Here is a 15093-nt window from a genome sequence, read left to right as displayed (position 1 = left end):
TTTCGGAAGATTCGATGCAGGCGGACTTCCGACTTTAGCGGGGTCTGGGGAGTCCGCCAAGGGCTTTTCGTCACTCTGCAAAATAAACTTAAAAAAACCGTCAAAGTACTTTTTTATGTCATGGGTTTTGGAGTATTACCAAGACAGACCGCCGAAACCTGCAACACAGGTGGCGTCTTCCAAGACCCGTTTGTTTGCAGTCACTTGAATCTCCGCAGGTGGGAGTTCGGCAGTCACTTCGAGGCGCAGCACCGCTCAGGTATTGCGTCTACTGGCTCTGACAAAGGTGACCGAGTATGGATGATCACGGACGTAGCCCTTCCTCCAACCAGCCAATCCTTTATGTACTCGATACCAACGTATTGATTCACGATCCAAACGCCCTGCTTAACTTTGAAGAACACCACGTCGCGATTCCGATGACCGTGCTTGAAGAGCTGGACAAGCTCAAAAGCGGGCATCACAGCGTGGCCGCTGAATGCCGTCAGGCCATCCGGCTGATCGACAAGACCCTGGGCGATGCGTCCCCGGAAGACGTCGAACTGGGTGTGCCGATCCAGCGCGGCAAGGGTGGGCCAAAGGGCTTGCTGTCAATTCTGATGAGCAAGCAAGCCGAATCGAACCTGATTCTGCCCGAGCACCTGAACGACAACAAAATCATCAACCAGTTGATCGACCTGCACAGCCGCGATCCGAAAAAGCCCGTGGTGCTGGTCACCAAAGACATCAACATGCGTCTGAAGGCGCGTGCCTGTGGCATCGATGCCGAGGACTACAGCACCGACCAATTGGTCGACGACGTGTCCCTGTTGCCCAACGGCTATCACAACATGACCGGCTCTTTCTGGGACCGCGTGAGCAAGGTCGAAACCCGTCAGGACCACGGCCGCACCTGGCATCAGGTGCAACTGATCGACAACTTGCCGGCGGTGCACATCAACGAGTTCATCATCGACGAACAAGGCTTCGTCGGCTGGATCAAGGAAATTCAGCAAGACAAGCTGCTGATCCTCGACCTGCACCAGGAACCGCTGCTGCATCAAGAGGCCTGGGGGCTCAAGCCGCGCGACATCTATCAGAGTCTGGCGTTGTACGCGCTGCTCGATCCGGACATTCATCTGGTCAACCTGTCCGGCGCCGCAGGTTCCGGTAAAACCATTCTGGCGCTGGCCGCGGCTATCGAGCAGACCATGGTCAGCAAGCGCTATCGGCGCATCATCGCCACCCGCAGCGTGCAGGGCCTGGACCAGGAAATCGGCTTCCTGCCCGGTACTGAAGCGGAAAAAATGGAGCCGTGGCTGGGCGCCATCACCGACAACCTCGAAGCCTTGCACATGGATGACGAGAACACCCATGGCAGCGTCGACTACATCCTCAGCAAAGTGCCGTTGCAGTTCAAATCGCTTAACTACATTCGCGGTCGCAGCTTCCAGCAGAGCCTGATCCTGATCGACGAATGCCAGAACCTCACGCCGCACCAGATGAAAACCATCATCACCCGCGCCGGCGCCGGTTCCAAAGTGGTGTGCCTGGGCAACCTGGCGCAGATCGACACCCCTTACCTGTCCGCGACCAGTTCCGGGCTGACCTACCTGACCGAACGCTTCAAGGATTTCCCCAACGGTGTGCACATCACCCTGCAAGGGGTGCCGCGCTCGATCCTGGCCGAATACGCCGAATCACATTTGTAACCCATCCCACAAAAACGGGCGGCCTGACAGCCGCCCGTTTTTTATGAATGAAAAGAATCCCAATGTGGGAGCGAGCCTGCTCGCGAAAGCGGTGTGTCAGGCAATATCAAAGGTGACTGACATACCGCTTTCGCGAGCAAGCCCGCTCCCACAGGGGATTTGCGTCATGGCGGTAATCGCGCTCGCGAATATCTGACCCACAGGTTTACAATCCACGCTCCTGATCAGGAGTAATCCCGTGCTGACTCATCTCGATTCCCAAGGCCGCGCCAACATGGTCGACGTCACCGAAAAAGCCGTGACGTTCCGTGAAGCGACGGCCCAGGCGCTGGTGCGCATGCTTCCCGAAACGCTGCAAATGATTGTCAGCGGTGGCCATCCCAAGGGCGATGTGTTCGCCGTGGCGCGCATCGCCGGGATTCAGGCGGCAAAGAAAACCAGCGATCTGATTCCCCTCTGCCATCCATTGATGCTGACTGGCGTGAAAGTCGAGCTGAGCGCCGAAGGTGACGACAGCGTGCGTATCGTCGCCCGCTGCAAACTCTCCGGGCAAACTGGTGTGGAGATGGAAGCGCTGACCGCCGCCAGCGTCGCCGCGCTGACCATCTACGACATGTGCAAAGCCGTCGATCGCGGCATGACCATCGAAAGCGTGCGCCTGCTGGAGAAGGTCGGCGGCAAGAGCGGCCACTTTCAGGCAGAGCAACCATGAAGCTGAAGGTGAGGTTTTTCGCCCGTTATCGCGAAGCGCTCGGCGTCGATTCGCTGGAGGTTATGGGCGATTTCGCCACGGTCGACGACGTGCGTGCACTGTTGGCGCAACGAGATGGCGCCGAAGTGCTGAGCGAGCAGAACCTGATGTGCGCCCGCAACGAAGAGCTTTGCCAACTCGACGAGCCGGTGGTCGACGGCGATGAAGTGGCGTTCTTTCCTACCGTGACCGGAGGCTGAGCATGGCGATTCGGGTGCAGGCCACGCCGTTCGATCCGGGCGCTGAAGTCAATGCGATGCACGCGGCTGATGTCGGCGTTGGTGCAGTGGTGAGTTTTGTCGGTTACGTGCGCGACTTCAATGACGGCCGCGACGTGGCCGGAATGTTCCTCGAACACTACCCGGGCATGACCGAAAAAGCCCTCGGCAAAATCGCCGTCGAAGCCGAACAGCGTTGGCCGCTGCTGAAACTGGAAGTGCTGCACCGCATCGGCGCGCTGGAGCCGGGCGAGCCGATCGTCTTCGTCGGCGCCGCCAGCGCCCATCGCCAGGCCGCGTTCGACGCCTGCGCCTTCGTCATGGACTACCTGAAAACCCGCGCGCCGTTCTGGAAGAAAGAAAACACCCGCGACGGACCGCGCTGGGTTGAAGGGCGCGACAGTGATCATGCGGCGGCGGATCGCTGGAAGAAATAAGTTCTGTAGCGCCCTCAATTCAGTCTTCGCGAGCAGGCTCGCTCCCACAGTTGAAATGGGTTCCCTGTGGGAGCGAGCTTGCTCGCGAAGAGGCCATCCGCAGCACCAAAATCCTTCCTGTTTCCCCGATTGACGATTTGTACATGTGAGTCCAATATGGATTTACAAGTACAAAAACAGCTTCTGTCTTGCCGCTTGTAGCTGCTCTTCTTCGCCAAACCAACAACAACCCGCGAGAGAACGAACATGAAGAAACTCCCCCTCATCACCGGCCTGGCCCTTAGCCTGTTGGCGTCGACCTGTGTGTTCGCCGCCGAGAAAACCCTACGCATTGGCATCGAAGCGGCTTACCCGCCGTTCGCTTCGAAAACCGACAAAGGTGAAATCGTTGGCTTCGACTACGACATCGGCAATGCCTTGTGCGCGCAGATGAAGGTCAAGTGCGTGTGGGTCGAAGGTGAATTCGATGGGCTGATTCCCTCGCTGAAAGTGAAAAAAATCGACATGGCCCTGTCGTCGATGACCATTAACGAAGACCGCAAGAAATCGGTGGATTTCACCCACAAGTACTATTTCACTTCGTCGCGCCTGGTGATGAAGGAAGGCGCCAGCGTCGACGATCAGTACGCCAGCCTCAAAGGCAAGAATGTCGGTGTGCAGCGCGCGACTACCACGGATCGTTTCGCCACTGAAGTGTTTGAACCCAAGGGCATCAACGTCAAGCGCTACAGCAACAACGAAGAAATCTACATGGACCTGGCGGCGGGGCGTCTCGATGCGATTTTCGCCGACACCATTCCGCTCAATGACTTTCTGACGATGCCGCGCGGCAAGGGCTATGCGTTTGTCGGACCGGAGCTGAAGGATCCGAAGTATGTCGGCGAGGGCGCGGGGATCGCGGTGCGCAAGGGCAATGCCGAGCTGGTCAGCCAGTTGAACAGCGCTATCGACGGAATTCGCGCGAGTGGCGAATATCAGAAGATCTCCGAGAAGTATTTCAAGTCCGACATTTACGGCGACTGATATACCGCTATCGCGAGCAGGCTCGCTCCCACAGGGGTAACGCATTCCAAATGTGGGAGCGAGCCTGCTCGCGAAGAGGCCAGCGCTAGCGATGCAAATCTTCAGCCCTTCAATTCCTTCAAATGCTTGTACACCGTCGCCCGCCCCATGTTCAGCACATTGGCCACATAGTTCGAGGCGCTCTTGCCCTTGAACGCGCCCTCGGCATGCAGTGCCAGCACCAATTCACGCTTGTGGTCGCGGGTCAGCAGATTCAGGCTCAGTTGCCGTTCGCGCAGCCAGGCGTGGAGGAAAGTGTTGATGCGTTCCTGCCAGTCATCACGAAACAGCGAGTCCGGTTGTGCAATCAACTTGCTCGGCGACAGAAACAGATCCAGCGCAGCCTTGGCATTCTCGAACAGCGAAATATTCAGATTGATGCACAGCACCGCCAGCGGCAGGCCCTCGCTGTCGCGCAGCACGCTGCTCAGGCTGCGAATTTTCTGACCATCCCAGTTGAGCTTTTCGTACGGGCCGATGTTGCGCTCGCTGACGTCCTCGCTGAGCATGTCCTCCAGCGAAGAGTCGTCGCCGATCTCGCGCTTGGACAGGTTGTTGGCAATGTAGTCGACCTTTTGCGTGCGCAGGTCGTGCAGCACCACCTCGGCATGGGGAAAGAACAGCGTGGCGATGGCATCGGCGATGGCGCGGAAGTTATCCAGCGCCGGGTCGAATTCAGAGGCGGTCATGACAGTGGAGCTCCAGGCAGCGTCAGCGCCCCGTGAGCAGGGGCGCTGCGAGTGTGCCGCAATCTTTTCGGTGAGTCATCCGCAGGTGCGTTCAGGACAGCCGGGCAGGGGAGAGCATTGCGCTGTCGAGCCCGAATTCTTGCAAGTGCTCGGGCAACGGTTCGCCGCGCACCAAAGCCGCACTGGCCTGGCCCATCGCTGGTGACGTCTGGATGCCGTAGCCGCCCTGCGCGGCGACCCAGAACAGCCCCGGCACCTGCGGATCGAATCCGCTAAGCAAATCGCCATCGGCGACGAAACTGCGCAGGCCCGCCCAGGTGCGGGTTGGCCGGCGGATGGTCAGCGTGGTGGCTTCTTCGATTTGATAAATGCCCATCGCGATGTCGAGTTCTTCCGGCTGCACATCGTGAGGCTCGACCGGGTCGGCATTGGCCGGGGAGCCGAGGAACATACCGGCATCGGGTTTCATGTAGAACGATTCGTCGAGGCTGACCAGCATCGGCCATTGGTGAATATCCACGCCTTCGGGGCCGGCGAAGATGAATGCAGCGCGACGTTTCGGTTGCAGGCCCAGCGGCTGCGCGCCGGCCAGTGCGCCGATCTGGTCGGCCCAGGCACCGGCGGCATTGATGATCACGGGCGCGCTGAAGGTCCGGCCATTGCTCTGCACCTGCCATAGACCGTCGTCGTTACGGCTCAAGCCGAGCACCTCGCAATCGGTGTGGACTTCGCCGTGGTTGCGACGGATGCCGCGCAGATAGCCTTGATGCAGCGCGTCGGTATCGATGTCGCAGGCTGTTGGGTCATAGATCGCACCATGGACTTTTTCCCGCCGCAGGATCGGCAGTCGCGCACAGGCTTCGTCGGCGCTGAGCAACTGCATCTGCGGCACGGTGGCTTTGGCGCTGAGGTATTGGTTGTTCAGTTCGGCTGGGTCACCGATGAAATCCACGGTCATTTCGCCGCGCGGGGTCAGCAGCGGGTGTTCGCAAAAGCCTGTCGGCGGATGGTCGAAAAACGCCCGGCTGGCCTGGGTCAGCGCCCGTACTTGCGGCGTGCCGTAAGCCGCCGTGAACAGCGCGGCGGAGCGTCCGGTGGAGTGATAGGCCGGGTGGGATTCGCGTTCGAGCACGATCACCCTGGCGTGCGGCGACAGCCAGAAACCGGTGGAAGCGCCGGCAATCCCGCCGCCGATGATGATGAAATCTGCCTGGCTCATGAAGGTCTCCGATGTGTACACAATATCCAGAAATGACGCCGACCCCTGTAGGAGTGAGCCTGCTCGCGATAGCGGTCTATCAGCCGACATCAATATTGAATGTCAAACCGCTATCGCGAGCAGGCTCACTCCTACAAGGGATTTGTGCTGAGGTGATAAACCGCATTGGCCAGGGCGATGTCTTCCAGGCCCAAACCGATCGAGCGGAAAAACACGTGGCGGTCGTAATCCGGACGCGGGACTTTTTCGCTGAGCAGCTCGGCGAGGTCGCCAACGATCGAGTCCGGGTGCCAGCCATGCAGCTCGGCAGCAATCAGCATTTCACCCGCCGACCCGGGTGTGGTCAGGCGATAGTCGCAAAACACCCGCATAGCGTTAAGGCGCTGCGGCGGGATTTCGTGGGCGCGGGGGGCGTTGGTGCTGATGGAGGTGATCAGCGCCGGTTTGCTTAAATGTGCAGGATCGATCACCGGCCCGGCCGACGAGGTGCAGAGCATGATCACGTCAGCATCGGCGATGGCGGTCTCGCGGCTGTCGGCAATCTTCAGATCTGGCGCGATGGCCTTCAATACGGCCTGTGTTTCGGCATCCTCCAGCAGGGACGGCGAATACAGGCTGATGCTTTGCCAGTCGCGCAATGACTTCACGTAGTGAAGATGCGCCTGAGCGACCTTGCCGCTGCCGATGATCGCCAGCCGTCGGGCGTTCAGCGGGGCGAGGGCATCGACCGCTACCGCTGTGGTTGCCGCGGTGCGCGCGGTGGTCAGTTCACCGGCATCGCAGAGCAACAGCGGCTGGCCGGTTTTCATCGACATCAACAGCGTCCATGCGGTCACCAGCGCGCCTTGTTCGCGAACGATGTACGGCGAGGTCTTTACGCCGTAGACGCCGTCCCCGGCCAGCACACCCAGATAGTTGATGAAGTCGCCGGCACCCTGCGGAAACTCAACCAACTGCTGCGTCGGTTGCACGGCGTTGCCTGCCGCGAGATCGCGAAACAGCTTGCGCAGGATCTGCGGCACGTCGATGCGCGCCAGCATGTCTCGGGCCTGAGCTTGATCGATCACGTAGGGCGTACTGGACATTTCGCGCTCCAAAACTAAACTTATTTTTCCATTATGGACTTTTAGTTCTGTTGAGCAACCTTCGGGCGTAAAAAAAGCGCAGTCCGTTTCCGGCTGCGCTTTTTCGTTGAGTGGCGCTTACTGTGGACGCTTGCGCTCAACCGCACGCAGCAGATGCGTTGGCGGCGTTTCGCAGCTGATCTTGCGACCGAGCTTTTCTTCGATGGACGGTAACTGGTAGGAATCGTCCTCACCGGCGAAGCTGATCGATACGCCATCGGCGCCGGCACGACCGGTACGGCCGATGCGGTGCACGTAATCGTCCGGGACTTCCGGCAGGGTGAAGTTGATCACATGGCTGATGCCGTCGATGTGGATACCGCGACCGGCCACATCCGTGGCCACCAGCACGCGTATCTTGCCTTCGCGGAAACCTTCCAGGGTCTTGATGCGTTTGTGCTGCGGCACGTCGCCTGACAGCTGCGCAGCGTTCACACCGTCGCGCACCAGGCGTTCTTCGATACGGCGTACTTCGTCCTTGCGGTTGGCGAACACCATCACGCGCTCCCAACCGTTGTCGTTGATCAGGTTGAAGAGCAGCTTGTACTTGTCGGCACCGGCAACGGCATAGATGTGCTGCTCGACGTTGTCGCTGGCGACGTTGAGTGATTCGATCTCGACGATGGACGGGTCGGTGGTCCATTGCTTGGCCAGGTTCATCACGTCTTCGGTGAAGGTCGCGGAGAATAGCAAAGTCTGGCGCTCGGCCTTCGGCGGCGTCTGGCGAATGATCTGCCGTACTTGCGGGATGAAGCCCATGTCGAGCATGCGGTCGGCTTCGTCCAGCACCATCACTTCGACCATGTCCAGGTGCACGTCGCCGCGCTGGTTGAAGTCGAGCAAGCGACCCGGCGTCGCGACGAGGATGTCGCAATGGCGCGCTTCGAGGTGCTTGAGCTGCTTGTCGAAGTCCATGCCACCGACGAACGTCATCACGTTGAGGCCGGTGTACTTGGTCAGGTCAGCGGCGTCCTTGGCAATCTGCACCACCAGCTCGCGGGTCGGGGCGATGATCAGTGCACGCGGCTCGCCCATGTAGCGTTCTTTCGGCGGCGGGGTCTGCAGCAGTTGAGTGATGATCGAGATCAGGAACGCGGCGGTCTTGCCGGTGCCGGTCTGCGCGCGGCCGATGGCGTCTTTGCCGGCGAGGGTGAAGCCGAGCACCTGCGCCTGGATCGGTGTGCAATATGGAAAGCCCAGGTCCTGGATGGCGTGCATCAGTTCGGGGGCGAGCTTGAAATCATGGAAGCGGGTTTTGCCTTCCTGCGGTTCGACGACGAAGTCTTCGAGTTTCCACGGGATGACGGCAGGCTTGGGCTTCGGTTCGCGACGCGGTTTTACCGCTTTCGGCGCTTCGCTGCGAGCCGGTTCGGCGGCGTCTGGCGCGGTCGTGGCAGGTTCTGGCGAGTGTTTCGGGGTGGCGACGGGAGCGGGGCGGTCGGCTGCCGGGGCATCGTTGCGATGACCGGGGGCGTGCGACGGTGCGCTGGAAACTGGCGCGAGCTGCTCAGCCTCGCTTTTACCGAACATTTTCTTGAGTGCTTTGAGCACGGTCATCTCATCAATTGGTTAAGGAATGTACGCCGGCCAGTGTAATGCAAGAAACGGGCGCGGCGTAGTAGGAGGGATCAATGGGCCGACATTGGCCGCGAAATCAGCGCAAGCGTTCGCTCAGCCAGGTACCGATGTCGCGAATCTCTTCAGGTAACACTTCGTGCTCCATTGGGTATTCCTGCCATGTCACGGTGACACCATGCTTCTTCAAATGCTCATAAGCGCTGCGTCCCATCGAGTTCTGTACCACGTTGTCGAACTGACCGTGCAGGCAAAGCACCGGAATGCGCTGCTGGCTGGCAGCTAATTTGAGTTCATCGCTGAAGGTCGGCGCGTACGTCGACAACGCCAGAACCCCACCCAAAGGCCCCTGCCACTTCAGGAATGCGGTGTGCAGCACCACCGCGCCACCTTGGGAAAAACCGGCGAGGAAAATCCGCGAGGCGTCTATTCCGCTGGCGCGCTCGGTTTCGATCAATTCGATGATGCGATCCGCCGACGCTTCGAGCTCGTTGCGGTCGATTGCCCGGGCCGGGCTCATGGCTTTGATGTCGTACCAGCTCGGCATGGCATATCCGCCATTTATCGTCACCGGACGCGTCGGTGCCTGCGGCAGCACAAAGCGCGTGCTCAACAGACTTTCCTGCAGCGCTTCGGCCACCGGCAGGAAGTCGTAACGGTCGGCGCCGAGGCCGTGCAGCCAGATCACGCAGGCATCTGCGGGCTTAACAGGCTGAAGAATCAAGGGCTCGGTCATGTTTGCTCCAAAAATGTGCGGGCGCTCTCATTGAGTGCGTGATCTGAGTGCGCGCCCGGTTGATCCGTTAAGAAGATGTCGCAAGGTTACAAGTTTTGCTATTGACGTGTGCAGGAATCAACTTCGCAAGCGGTGTGGTACGGGCTTTGCTATGGGCTTTGCGTACGAAGCGTCCTACGCGTGGCGGTAACACTATCAGTGTCAGTCGCGCGATGGGATAGCAACGAATCCGGTGATGGATGTTCGCCAATGGCCGCTACGGGCTTAGCGAACGTGAAAGGGCTACAGCCCGTTCGGCCGATTGGTGAGAAGTGAGTGATCCATGATGTGGATTTTCTCCTACTAGACTCATAGCGAAGGTCTTACGTCGGTTGACCCCAAAAAAAGCCAACACGGGTCAACAACGCCTCAAAAGGGTGCGACTGGACTCAAGCTCCGACACAACAAGAGCAAAACTGGAGGTTTGAATGAAGATGTTGAAATCCACTCTGGCGGTCGTGACTGCTGCAGCAGTACTCGGCGTCAGCGGGTTCGCTCAGGCGGGTGCAACCCTGGATGCGGTACAGAAGAAAGGTTTCGTGCAGTGTGGCGTGAGCGACGGTCTGCCGGGCTTCTCGGTACCGGATGCAACCGGCAAGATTCTCGGCATCGACGCCGACGTCTGCCGCGCTGTGGCCGCTGCCGTTTTCGGTGACGCAACCAAAGTCAAATTCAGTCAGTTGAACGCCAAGGAGCGCTTCACCGCGCTGCAATCGGGCGAGATCGACATCCTGTCGCGCAACACCACCATGACCAGCTCCCGTGACGCGGGCATGGGCCTGAAATTCCCGGGCTTCATTACCTACTACGACGGCATCGGCTTTCTGGTGAACAACAAGCTTGGCGTGAAGAGCGCCAAGGAACTGGACGGTGCAACCATCTGCATCCAGGCCGGTACCACCACCGAGCTGAACGTTTCCGACTACTTCCGTGGCAACGGTCTGAAATACACCCCGATCACCTTCGACACCTCCGATGAAAGCGCCAAGTCGCTGGAATCCGGTCGTTGCGACGTGCTGACCTCCGACAAGTCCCAGCTGTTCGCCCAGCGCAGCAAGCTGGCCTCGCCGAAGGACTACGTGGTTCTGCCGGAAACCATTTCCAAGGAACCACTGGGCCCGGTCGTGCGTAACGGCGACGACGAGTGGCTGGCCATCGTGCGCTGGACTGGCTACGCGCTGCTCAATGCCGAAGAGGCCGGTATCACTTCGAAAAACGTCGAAGCTGAAGCCAAGTCGACCAAGAACCCGGACGTGGCCCGTATGCTCGGCGCTGACGGCGAATACGGTAAAGACCTGAAATTGCCGAAAGACTGGGTTGTGCAGATCGTCAAGCAAGTCGGCAACTACGGTGAAATCTTCGAGAAAAACCTCGGCAAGAGCACTCCGCTGGAAATCGACCGTGGCCTGAACGCCCTGTGGAACAACGGCGGCATTCAGTACGCACCACCAGTGCGCTAATGGTTCTATCACCCGGCGGGCCAACCGCCGGGTGATGTTCTTGTTCCATTTCATCCGGGGCACTTCATGCAAAATTCTATCGGCGCACCAAAGCAGAGGCTCAGCCTCAGCGATCCACGAGTGCGTGCGTGGCTATTCCAGATCATCACTGTTGTGGCGGTGGTCTCGCTTGGCTGGTACCTGTTCGACAACACGCAAACCAACCTTCAGCACCGGGGTATCACCTCCGGTTTCAGCTTTCTGGAGCGCAGTGCCGGGTTCGGCATCGCTCAAACCCTGATCGACTACACCGAAGCGGACAGCTACGCGCGGGTGTTTGTCATCGGCCTGCTCAACACTCTGTTGGTGACCTTCATCGGCGTGATCCTGGCGACGATCCTCGGTTTCATCGTGGGTGTAGCGCGGCTGTCGCAGAACTGGATCATTGCCAAACTGGCGACGGTGTATGTGGAAGTGTTCCGCAACATTCCGCCGCTGCTGCAAATCCTGTTCTGGTATTTCGCGGTATTTCTGACCATGCCGGGGCCGCGCAACAGCCATAACTTCGGCGACACTTTCTTTGTCAGCAGCCGGGGCCTGAACATGCCGGCCGCACTGGCCGCTGATGGCTTCTGGGCGTTCGTGACCAGCATCGTGCTGGCCATCGTCGGCATCGTGCTGATGTGCCGCTGGGCCAACAAGCGCTTCGAAGAAACCGGCGTGCCGTTCCACAAGTTCTGGGTCGGCCTGGCGATTGCGCTGGTCATCCCGACCTTGTGCGCGCTGATCTTCGGCGCCCCGCTGCACTGGGAAATGCCTGAGCTCAAGGGCTTCAACTTTGTCGGCGGCTGGGTGTTGATCCCGGAACTGCTGGCGTTGACCCTGGCCCTGACCGTGTACACCGCGGCGTTTATCGCCGAGATCGTGCGTTCGGGGATCAAGTCGGTCAGTCACGGCCAGACCGAAGCGGCGCGTTCGCTCGGCCTGCGCAACGGCCCGACCCTGCGCAAGGTGATCATTCCGCAAGCCCTGCGCGTGATCATCCCGCCGCTGACCAGCCAATACCTGAACCTGGCGAAGAACTCCTCGCTGGCCGCCGGTATCGGTTACCCGGAAATGGTTTCGCTGTTCGCTGGCACCGTGCTCAACCAGACCGGTCAGGCCATCGAAGTGATTGCCATCACCATGAGCGTGTACCTGGCGATCAGTATCAGCATTTCCTTGCTGATGAACTGGTACAACAAGCGCATTGCGCTGATCGAGCGGTAAGGAAAAGCGCATGAGTACTCATACTTTCAAACCCGACATGCCACCACCAAACAGCAGTATCGGTGTACTGGCGTGGATGCGCGCGAACATGTTCTCCAGCTGGCTCAACACCCTGCTGACGCTGTTTGCGTTCTACCTGATTTACCTTGTCGTGCCGCCGATCCTCAGCTGGGCCATCGTCGATGCCAACTGGGTCGGTACCACGCGCGCCGACTGCACCAAGGAAGGCGCCTGCTGGGTGTTCATTCAGCAGCGTTTCGGCCAGTTCATGTACGGCTACTACCCGACGGAACTGCGCTGGCGCGTCGACCTGACCGTGTGGCTGGCGGTCATTGGCGCAGCACCACTGTTCATCTCCCGTGTTCCGCGTAAAGCGATCTACGGACTGAGCTTCCTGGTGCTGTACCCGATCATCGCCTTTATCCTGCTGCACGGCGGTTTCGGCATGACCACCGTGCCGACCAGTCAGTGGGGCGGTCTGATGCTGACCCTGGTGATCGCCACCGTCGGCATCGCCGGCGCCTTGCCGCTGGGGATCGTTCTGGCGCTGGGGCGTCGTTCGAACATGCCGGCGATTCGTGTGGTCTGCGTGACCTTCATCGAGTTCTGGCGCGGCGTGCCGTTGATCACGGTGTTGTTCATGTCCTCGGTGATGCTGCCGCTGTTCCTGCCCGAAGGCATGAACTTCGACAAGCTGCTGCGGGCGCTGATCGGCGTGATCCTGTTCCAGTCGGCGTACGTCGCCGAAGTGGTGCGCGGCGGTCTGCAAGCGATTCCCAAGGGGCAGTACGAAGCGGCTGCGGCGATGGGCCTCGGTTACTGGCGTTCGATGGGCCTGGTGATTCTGCCGCAAGCCCTGAAGCTGGTGATCCCCGGCATCGTCAACACCTTCATCGCGCTGTTCAAGGACACTAGCCTTGTGATCATCATTGGCCTCTTTGACCTGCTCAACAGCGTCAAGCAAGCCGCTGCCGACCCGAAATGGCTGGGCATGGCCACCGAAGGCTACGTGTTCGCCGCCCTGGTGTTCTGGATTTTCTGTTTTGGTATGTCGCGCTATTCCATGCATCTGGAACGCAAGCTCGACACTGGCCACAAGCGTTAGGAGTTCTCTGTAAATGAGCGAAGCAATCAAAAAGCCAGTGGGTCCGGAAGGCATCATTCAGATGCAGGGCGTGAATAAGTGGTACGGCCAGTTCCACGTACTCAAAGACATCAACCTCAACGTCAAGCAGGGCGAGCGTATTGTCCTGTGCGGCCCGTCGGGATCCGGCAAGTCCACCACGATTCGCTGCCTGAATCGTCTGGAAGAACACCAGCAGGGCCGCATCGTTGTCGATGGCGTGGAACTGACCAACGACCTCAAGCAGATCGAGGCGATCCGCCGTGAAGTCGGCATGGTGTTCCAGCACTTCAACCTGTTCCCGCACCTGACCATTCTGCAGAACTGCACCCTGGCGCCGATGTGGGTGCGCAAGATGCCCAAGCGCAAGGCCGAAGAAATCGCCATGCATTACCTGGAACGCGTACGCATTCCGGAACAGGCGCACAAGTACCCGGGGCAATTGTCCGGCGGTCAGCAACAGCGTGTGGCGATCGCCCGCGCCCTGTGCATGAAACCGAAAATCATGCTGTTCGACGAGCCGACTTCAGCCCTCGATCCGGAGATGGTGAAAGAGGTTCTGGACACCATGATCGGTCTGGCTGAAGACGGCATGACCATGCTTTGCGTGACCCACGAAATGGGCTTCGCCCGCACCGTGGCCAATCGCGTGATCTTCATGGACAAGGGTGAGATCGTTGAGCAGGCGGCGCCGAACGACTTCTTCGATAATCCGCAGAATGACCGGACGAAGCTGTTCCTGAGTCAGATTTTGCATTGATGGTTTATGTGTAAAAAACCAACCCGGCCACGTGCCGGGTTTGTTTTTTTTGGGGGGGTCAGGAAGCAGTGAGGGATTGGCGCTTTACGTGCTCGGTGAACGTAAATGCTCCTCTCAAGTCAGCCCCTTCTGCCAAGACTCTGGCATCCGCCAGCAAGTGTGGATAGCGATCCAGCAAACGCATGAGCAGCATTAACGCCTTCGGCGGTAGTACCTCGCCGCGTTCGTAGCGTGAAAATGCATTGTGTCCGCCGCCTGACAGCAGTTGCACCGCTTCCTTTTGTGTCAGATGCAGCTTGCGGCGAATCTTTTTCATCTCGTTGCCGACCATCTTCCTGCTGGCGATAACAAGCTCATCGCATGCGTCCGAGTAGCGCTGCCCGCACACTTCATCGAGTTGGACTTCTCCGCACTTCTGGCACTCCCAACCCGACAAGTCCTCAACTCGGCGCTTCATTCCCTTTACGCTTATCGTTTCGCCTCGACCTTCAAAATGCACCATTCCTTCAGCTGCACCGCAACTGAAGCACTGTTGCGTATTCATGATTTGTTCTCCTTGAAGGAGATCACGGGCGGGCGTCTGTCGTTGTGATATGACACCTTTATGTAAATCTCCAGACCCTGTGAATTGACGTGATAGACGTCCTGCCAGATACGGTGGTTGTCATAGGTCGTCATCGACTTGTAGAGCATGTTGCGCTGCAGCATGAAGACGACTTCCTGCATGTCTGCAAGCGTCAGCTCCATCTCGGAACCGGTTCTTCTCGCTGTGTGTGTAAATGCCCTCCAGCCTAGTCTTCTGACATCCGCCTTGATCACCGCCAAGTCGTAATGGGGTGTGTTCTTCTCCATAAGAAACCAAAACCCGTCCCTGAAATTACCCTTAAAGGGTAATTTTGACCAATCGAAAATGCCGCTTCATGTGTCTCCGATTGACCCTAGGTGGTTGCCGTCCTACATG

16 protein-coding genes are annotated in these 15093 nt (G+C 59.0%); 9 read left to right on the top strand and 7 right to left on the bottom strand.

Annotated elements, in window-relative coordinates; genetic code table 11:
- Positions 1-296 precede the first annotated feature (296 nt).
- The 5 genes from HU755_RS05715 (at position 297) to HU755_RS05695 (ending at position 4120) form a co-directional block, all read left to right on the top strand.
- Positions 297-1691 (top strand): PhoH family protein, encoded by a 1395-nt coding sequence (locus HU755_RS05715; protein WP_186551309.1) that lies wholly within the window; start codon positions 297-299, stop codon positions 1689-1691.
- A gap of 238 nt (positions 1692-1929) precedes the next feature.
- On the top strand, positions 1930-2403 hold the full coding sequence (gene moaC, locus HU755_RS05710; protein ID WP_007972660.1) for a cyclic pyranopterin monophosphate synthase MoaC: 474 nt from the start codon (positions 1930-1932) through the stop codon (positions 2401-2403).
- Positions 2400-2642 carry a molybdopterin converting factor subunit 1 gene (moaD, locus tag HU755_RS05705; RefSeq protein WP_186630887.1) on the top strand — a complete coding sequence of 81 codons (243 nt, stop codon included), beginning with the start codon at positions 2400-2402 and terminating at the stop codon, positions 2640-2642. The genes moaC and moaD overlap by 4 nt, the downstream gene beginning before the upstream one ends.
- A 2-nt stretch (positions 2643-2644) precedes the next feature.
- Positions 2645-3097 (top strand): molybdopterin synthase catalytic subunit MoaE, encoded by a 453-nt coding sequence (gene moaE / locus HU755_RS05700; RefSeq protein ID WP_186630886.1) that lies wholly within the window; start codon positions 2645-2647, stop codon positions 3095-3097.
- Positions 3098-3343: 246 nt separating this feature from the next.
- Positions 3344-4120 carry an ABC transporter substrate-binding protein gene (locus tag HU755_RS05695; protein WP_186630885.1) on the top strand — a complete coding sequence of 259 codons (777 nt, stop codon included), beginning with the start codon at positions 3344-3346 and terminating at the stop codon, positions 4118-4120.
- Between the two features lie 101 nt (positions 4121-4221).
- Here HU755_RS05695 and HU755_RS05690 read toward each other — a convergent pair whose 3' ends face one another.
- The 5 genes from HU755_RS05690 to HU755_RS05670 all read right to left on the bottom strand — a co-directional run bounded on the left by HU755_RS05690 (position 4222) and on the right by HU755_RS05670 (position 9502).
- Positions 4222-4848 carry a transcriptional regulator gene (locus HU755_RS05690; RefSeq protein ID WP_186551305.1) on the bottom strand — a complete coding sequence of 209 codons (627 nt, stop codon included), beginning with the start codon at positions 4846-4848 and terminating at the stop codon, positions 4222-4224.
- A gap of 91 nt (positions 4849-4939) precedes the next feature.
- Positions 4940-6067 carry an FAD-binding oxidoreductase gene (locus tag HU755_RS05685; RefSeq protein ID WP_186630884.1) on the bottom strand — a complete coding sequence of 376 codons (1128 nt, stop codon included), beginning with the start codon at positions 6065-6067 and terminating at the stop codon, positions 4940-4942.
- Positions 6068-6198: 131 nt separating this feature from the next.
- Positions 6199-7152 (bottom strand): ornithine cyclodeaminase family protein, encoded by a 954-nt coding sequence (locus HU755_RS05680; protein WP_186630883.1) that lies wholly within the window; start codon positions 7150-7152, stop codon positions 6199-6201.
- Positions 7153-7269: 117 nt separating this feature from the next.
- Entirely contained in the window at positions 7270-8748 is a 1479-nt protein-coding gene (rhlB, locus tag HU755_RS05675) for an ATP-dependent RNA helicase RhlB (protein ID WP_186618765.1), read from the bottom strand.
- 97 nt (positions 8749-8845) lie between these two features.
- Positions 8846-9502: an alpha/beta hydrolase gene (locus tag HU755_RS05670; protein WP_186618766.1), complete on the bottom strand. Its 657-nt coding sequence runs from the start codon at positions 9500-9502 to the stop codon at positions 8846-8848.
- Positions 9503-9969: 467 nt separating this feature from the next.
- On the opposite strand from HU755_RS05670, the gene HU755_RS05665 reads away from it, so the two are divergent.
- The 4 genes from HU755_RS05665 (at position 9970) to HU755_RS05650 (ending at position 14132) form a co-directional block, all read left to right on the top strand.
- Positions 9970-11001, top strand: a complete 1032-nt coding sequence (locus tag HU755_RS05665) for an amino acid ABC transporter substrate-binding protein (protein WP_186551300.1) — start codon at positions 9970-9972, stop codon at positions 10999-11001.
- 66 nt (positions 11002-11067) lie between these two features.
- Positions 11068-12249, top strand: coding sequence for an amino acid ABC transporter permease (locus tag HU755_RS05660; protein WP_186551299.1), 1182 nt, complete (start codon positions 11068-11070; stop codon positions 12247-12249).
- Positions 12250-12259: 10 nt separating this feature from the next.
- Complete coding sequence (locus HU755_RS05655) at positions 12260-13354, top strand: amino acid ABC transporter permease (protein WP_186630882.1); 1095 nt, start codon at positions 12260-12262, stop codon at positions 13352-13354.
- A 13-nt stretch (positions 13355-13367) separates the two neighbouring features.
- A complete protein-coding gene (locus tag HU755_RS05650; protein WP_016771581.1) occupies positions 13368-14132 on the top strand; it encodes an amino acid ABC transporter ATP-binding protein in 765 nt (254 codons plus the stop codon).
- 58 nt (positions 14133-14190) lie between these two features.
- On the opposite strand, the gene HU755_RS05645 is transcribed toward HU755_RS05650, so the two are convergent.
- Positions 14191-14676 carry a type II toxin-antitoxin system MqsA family antitoxin gene (locus HU755_RS05645; RefSeq protein ID WP_186630881.1) on the bottom strand — a complete coding sequence of 162 codons (486 nt, stop codon included), beginning with the start codon at positions 14674-14676 and terminating at the stop codon, positions 14191-14193.
- Complete coding sequence (locus HU755_RS05640; RefSeq protein ID WP_186630880.1) at positions 14673-14984, bottom strand: type II toxin-antitoxin system MqsR family toxin; 312 nt, start codon at positions 14982-14984, stop codon at positions 14673-14675. The genes HU755_RS05645 and HU755_RS05640 overlap by 4 nt, the downstream gene beginning before the upstream one ends.
- Positions 14985-15093 lie beyond the last annotated feature (109 nt).

It is taken from the genome of Pseudomonas sp. SWRI111 (assembly GCF_014268555.1).
Classification (GTDB): Bacteria; Pseudomonadota; Gammaproteobacteria; order Pseudomonadales; family Pseudomonadaceae; genus Aquipseudomonas; species Aquipseudomonas hamedanensis.
Note: the sequence above shows the minus strand (reverse complement) of the source record. Positions and strands in the feature narration are given on the sequence as shown.

What these genes read in the sequence shown, in the direction of transcription:
- HU755_RS05715 (WP_186551309.1), top strand. Translation starts at nt 297, where the DNA reads ATGGATGATCACGGACGTAGCCCTTCCTCCAACCAGCCAATCCTTTAT.
- moaD (WP_186630887.1), top strand. Translation starts at nt 2,400, where the DNA reads ATGAAGCTGAAGGTGAGGTTTTTCGCCCGTTATCGCGAAGCGCTCGGC.
- moaE (WP_186630886.1), top strand. Translation starts at nt 2,645, where the DNA reads ATGGCGATTCGGGTGCAGGCCACGCCGTTCGATCCGGGCGCTGAAGTC.
- HU755_RS05695 (WP_186630885.1), top strand. Translation starts at nt 3,344, where the DNA reads ATGAAGAAACTCCCCCTCATCACCGGCCTGGCCCTTAGCCTGTTGGCG.
- HU755_RS05690 (WP_186551305.1), bottom strand. Translation starts at nt 4,848, where the DNA reads ATGACCGCCTCTGAATTCGACCCGGCGCTGGATAACTTCCGCGCCATC.
- HU755_RS05685 (WP_186630884.1), bottom strand. Translation starts at nt 6,067, where the DNA reads ATGAGCCAGGCAGATTTCATCATCATCGGCGGCGGGATTGCCGGCGCT.
- HU755_RS05680 (WP_186630883.1), bottom strand. Translation starts at nt 7,152, where the DNA reads ATGTCCAGTACGCCCTACGTGATCGATCAAGCTCAGGCCCGAGACATG.
- rhlB (WP_186618765.1), bottom strand. Translation starts at nt 8,748, where the DNA reads ATGACCGTGCTCAAAGCACTCAAGAAAATGTTCGGTAAAAGCGAGGCT.
- HU755_RS05670 (WP_186618766.1), bottom strand. Translation starts at nt 9,502, where the DNA reads ATGACCGAGCCCTTGATTCTTCAGCCTGTTAAGCCCGCAGATGCCTGC.
- HU755_RS05665 (WP_186551300.1), top strand. Translation starts at nt 9,970, where the DNA reads ATGAAGATGTTGAAATCCACTCTGGCGGTCGTGACTGCTGCAGCAGTA.
- HU755_RS05660 (WP_186551299.1), top strand. Translation starts at nt 11,068, where the DNA reads ATGCAAAATTCTATCGGCGCACCAAAGCAGAGGCTCAGCCTCAGCGAT.
- HU755_RS05655 (WP_186630882.1), top strand. Translation starts at nt 12,260, where the DNA reads ATGAGTACTCATACTTTCAAACCCGACATGCCACCACCAAACAGCAGT.
- HU755_RS05650 (WP_016771581.1), top strand. Translation starts at nt 13,368, where the DNA reads ATGAGCGAAGCAATCAAAAAGCCAGTGGGTCCGGAAGGCATCATTCAG.
- HU755_RS05645 (WP_186630881.1), bottom strand. Translation starts at nt 14,676, where the DNA reads ATGAATACGCAACAGTGCTTCAGTTGCGGTGCAGCTGAAGGAATGGTG.
- HU755_RS05640 (WP_186630880.1), bottom strand. Translation starts at nt 14,984, where the DNA reads ATGGAGAAGAACACACCCCATTACGACTTGGCGGTGATCAAGGCGGAT.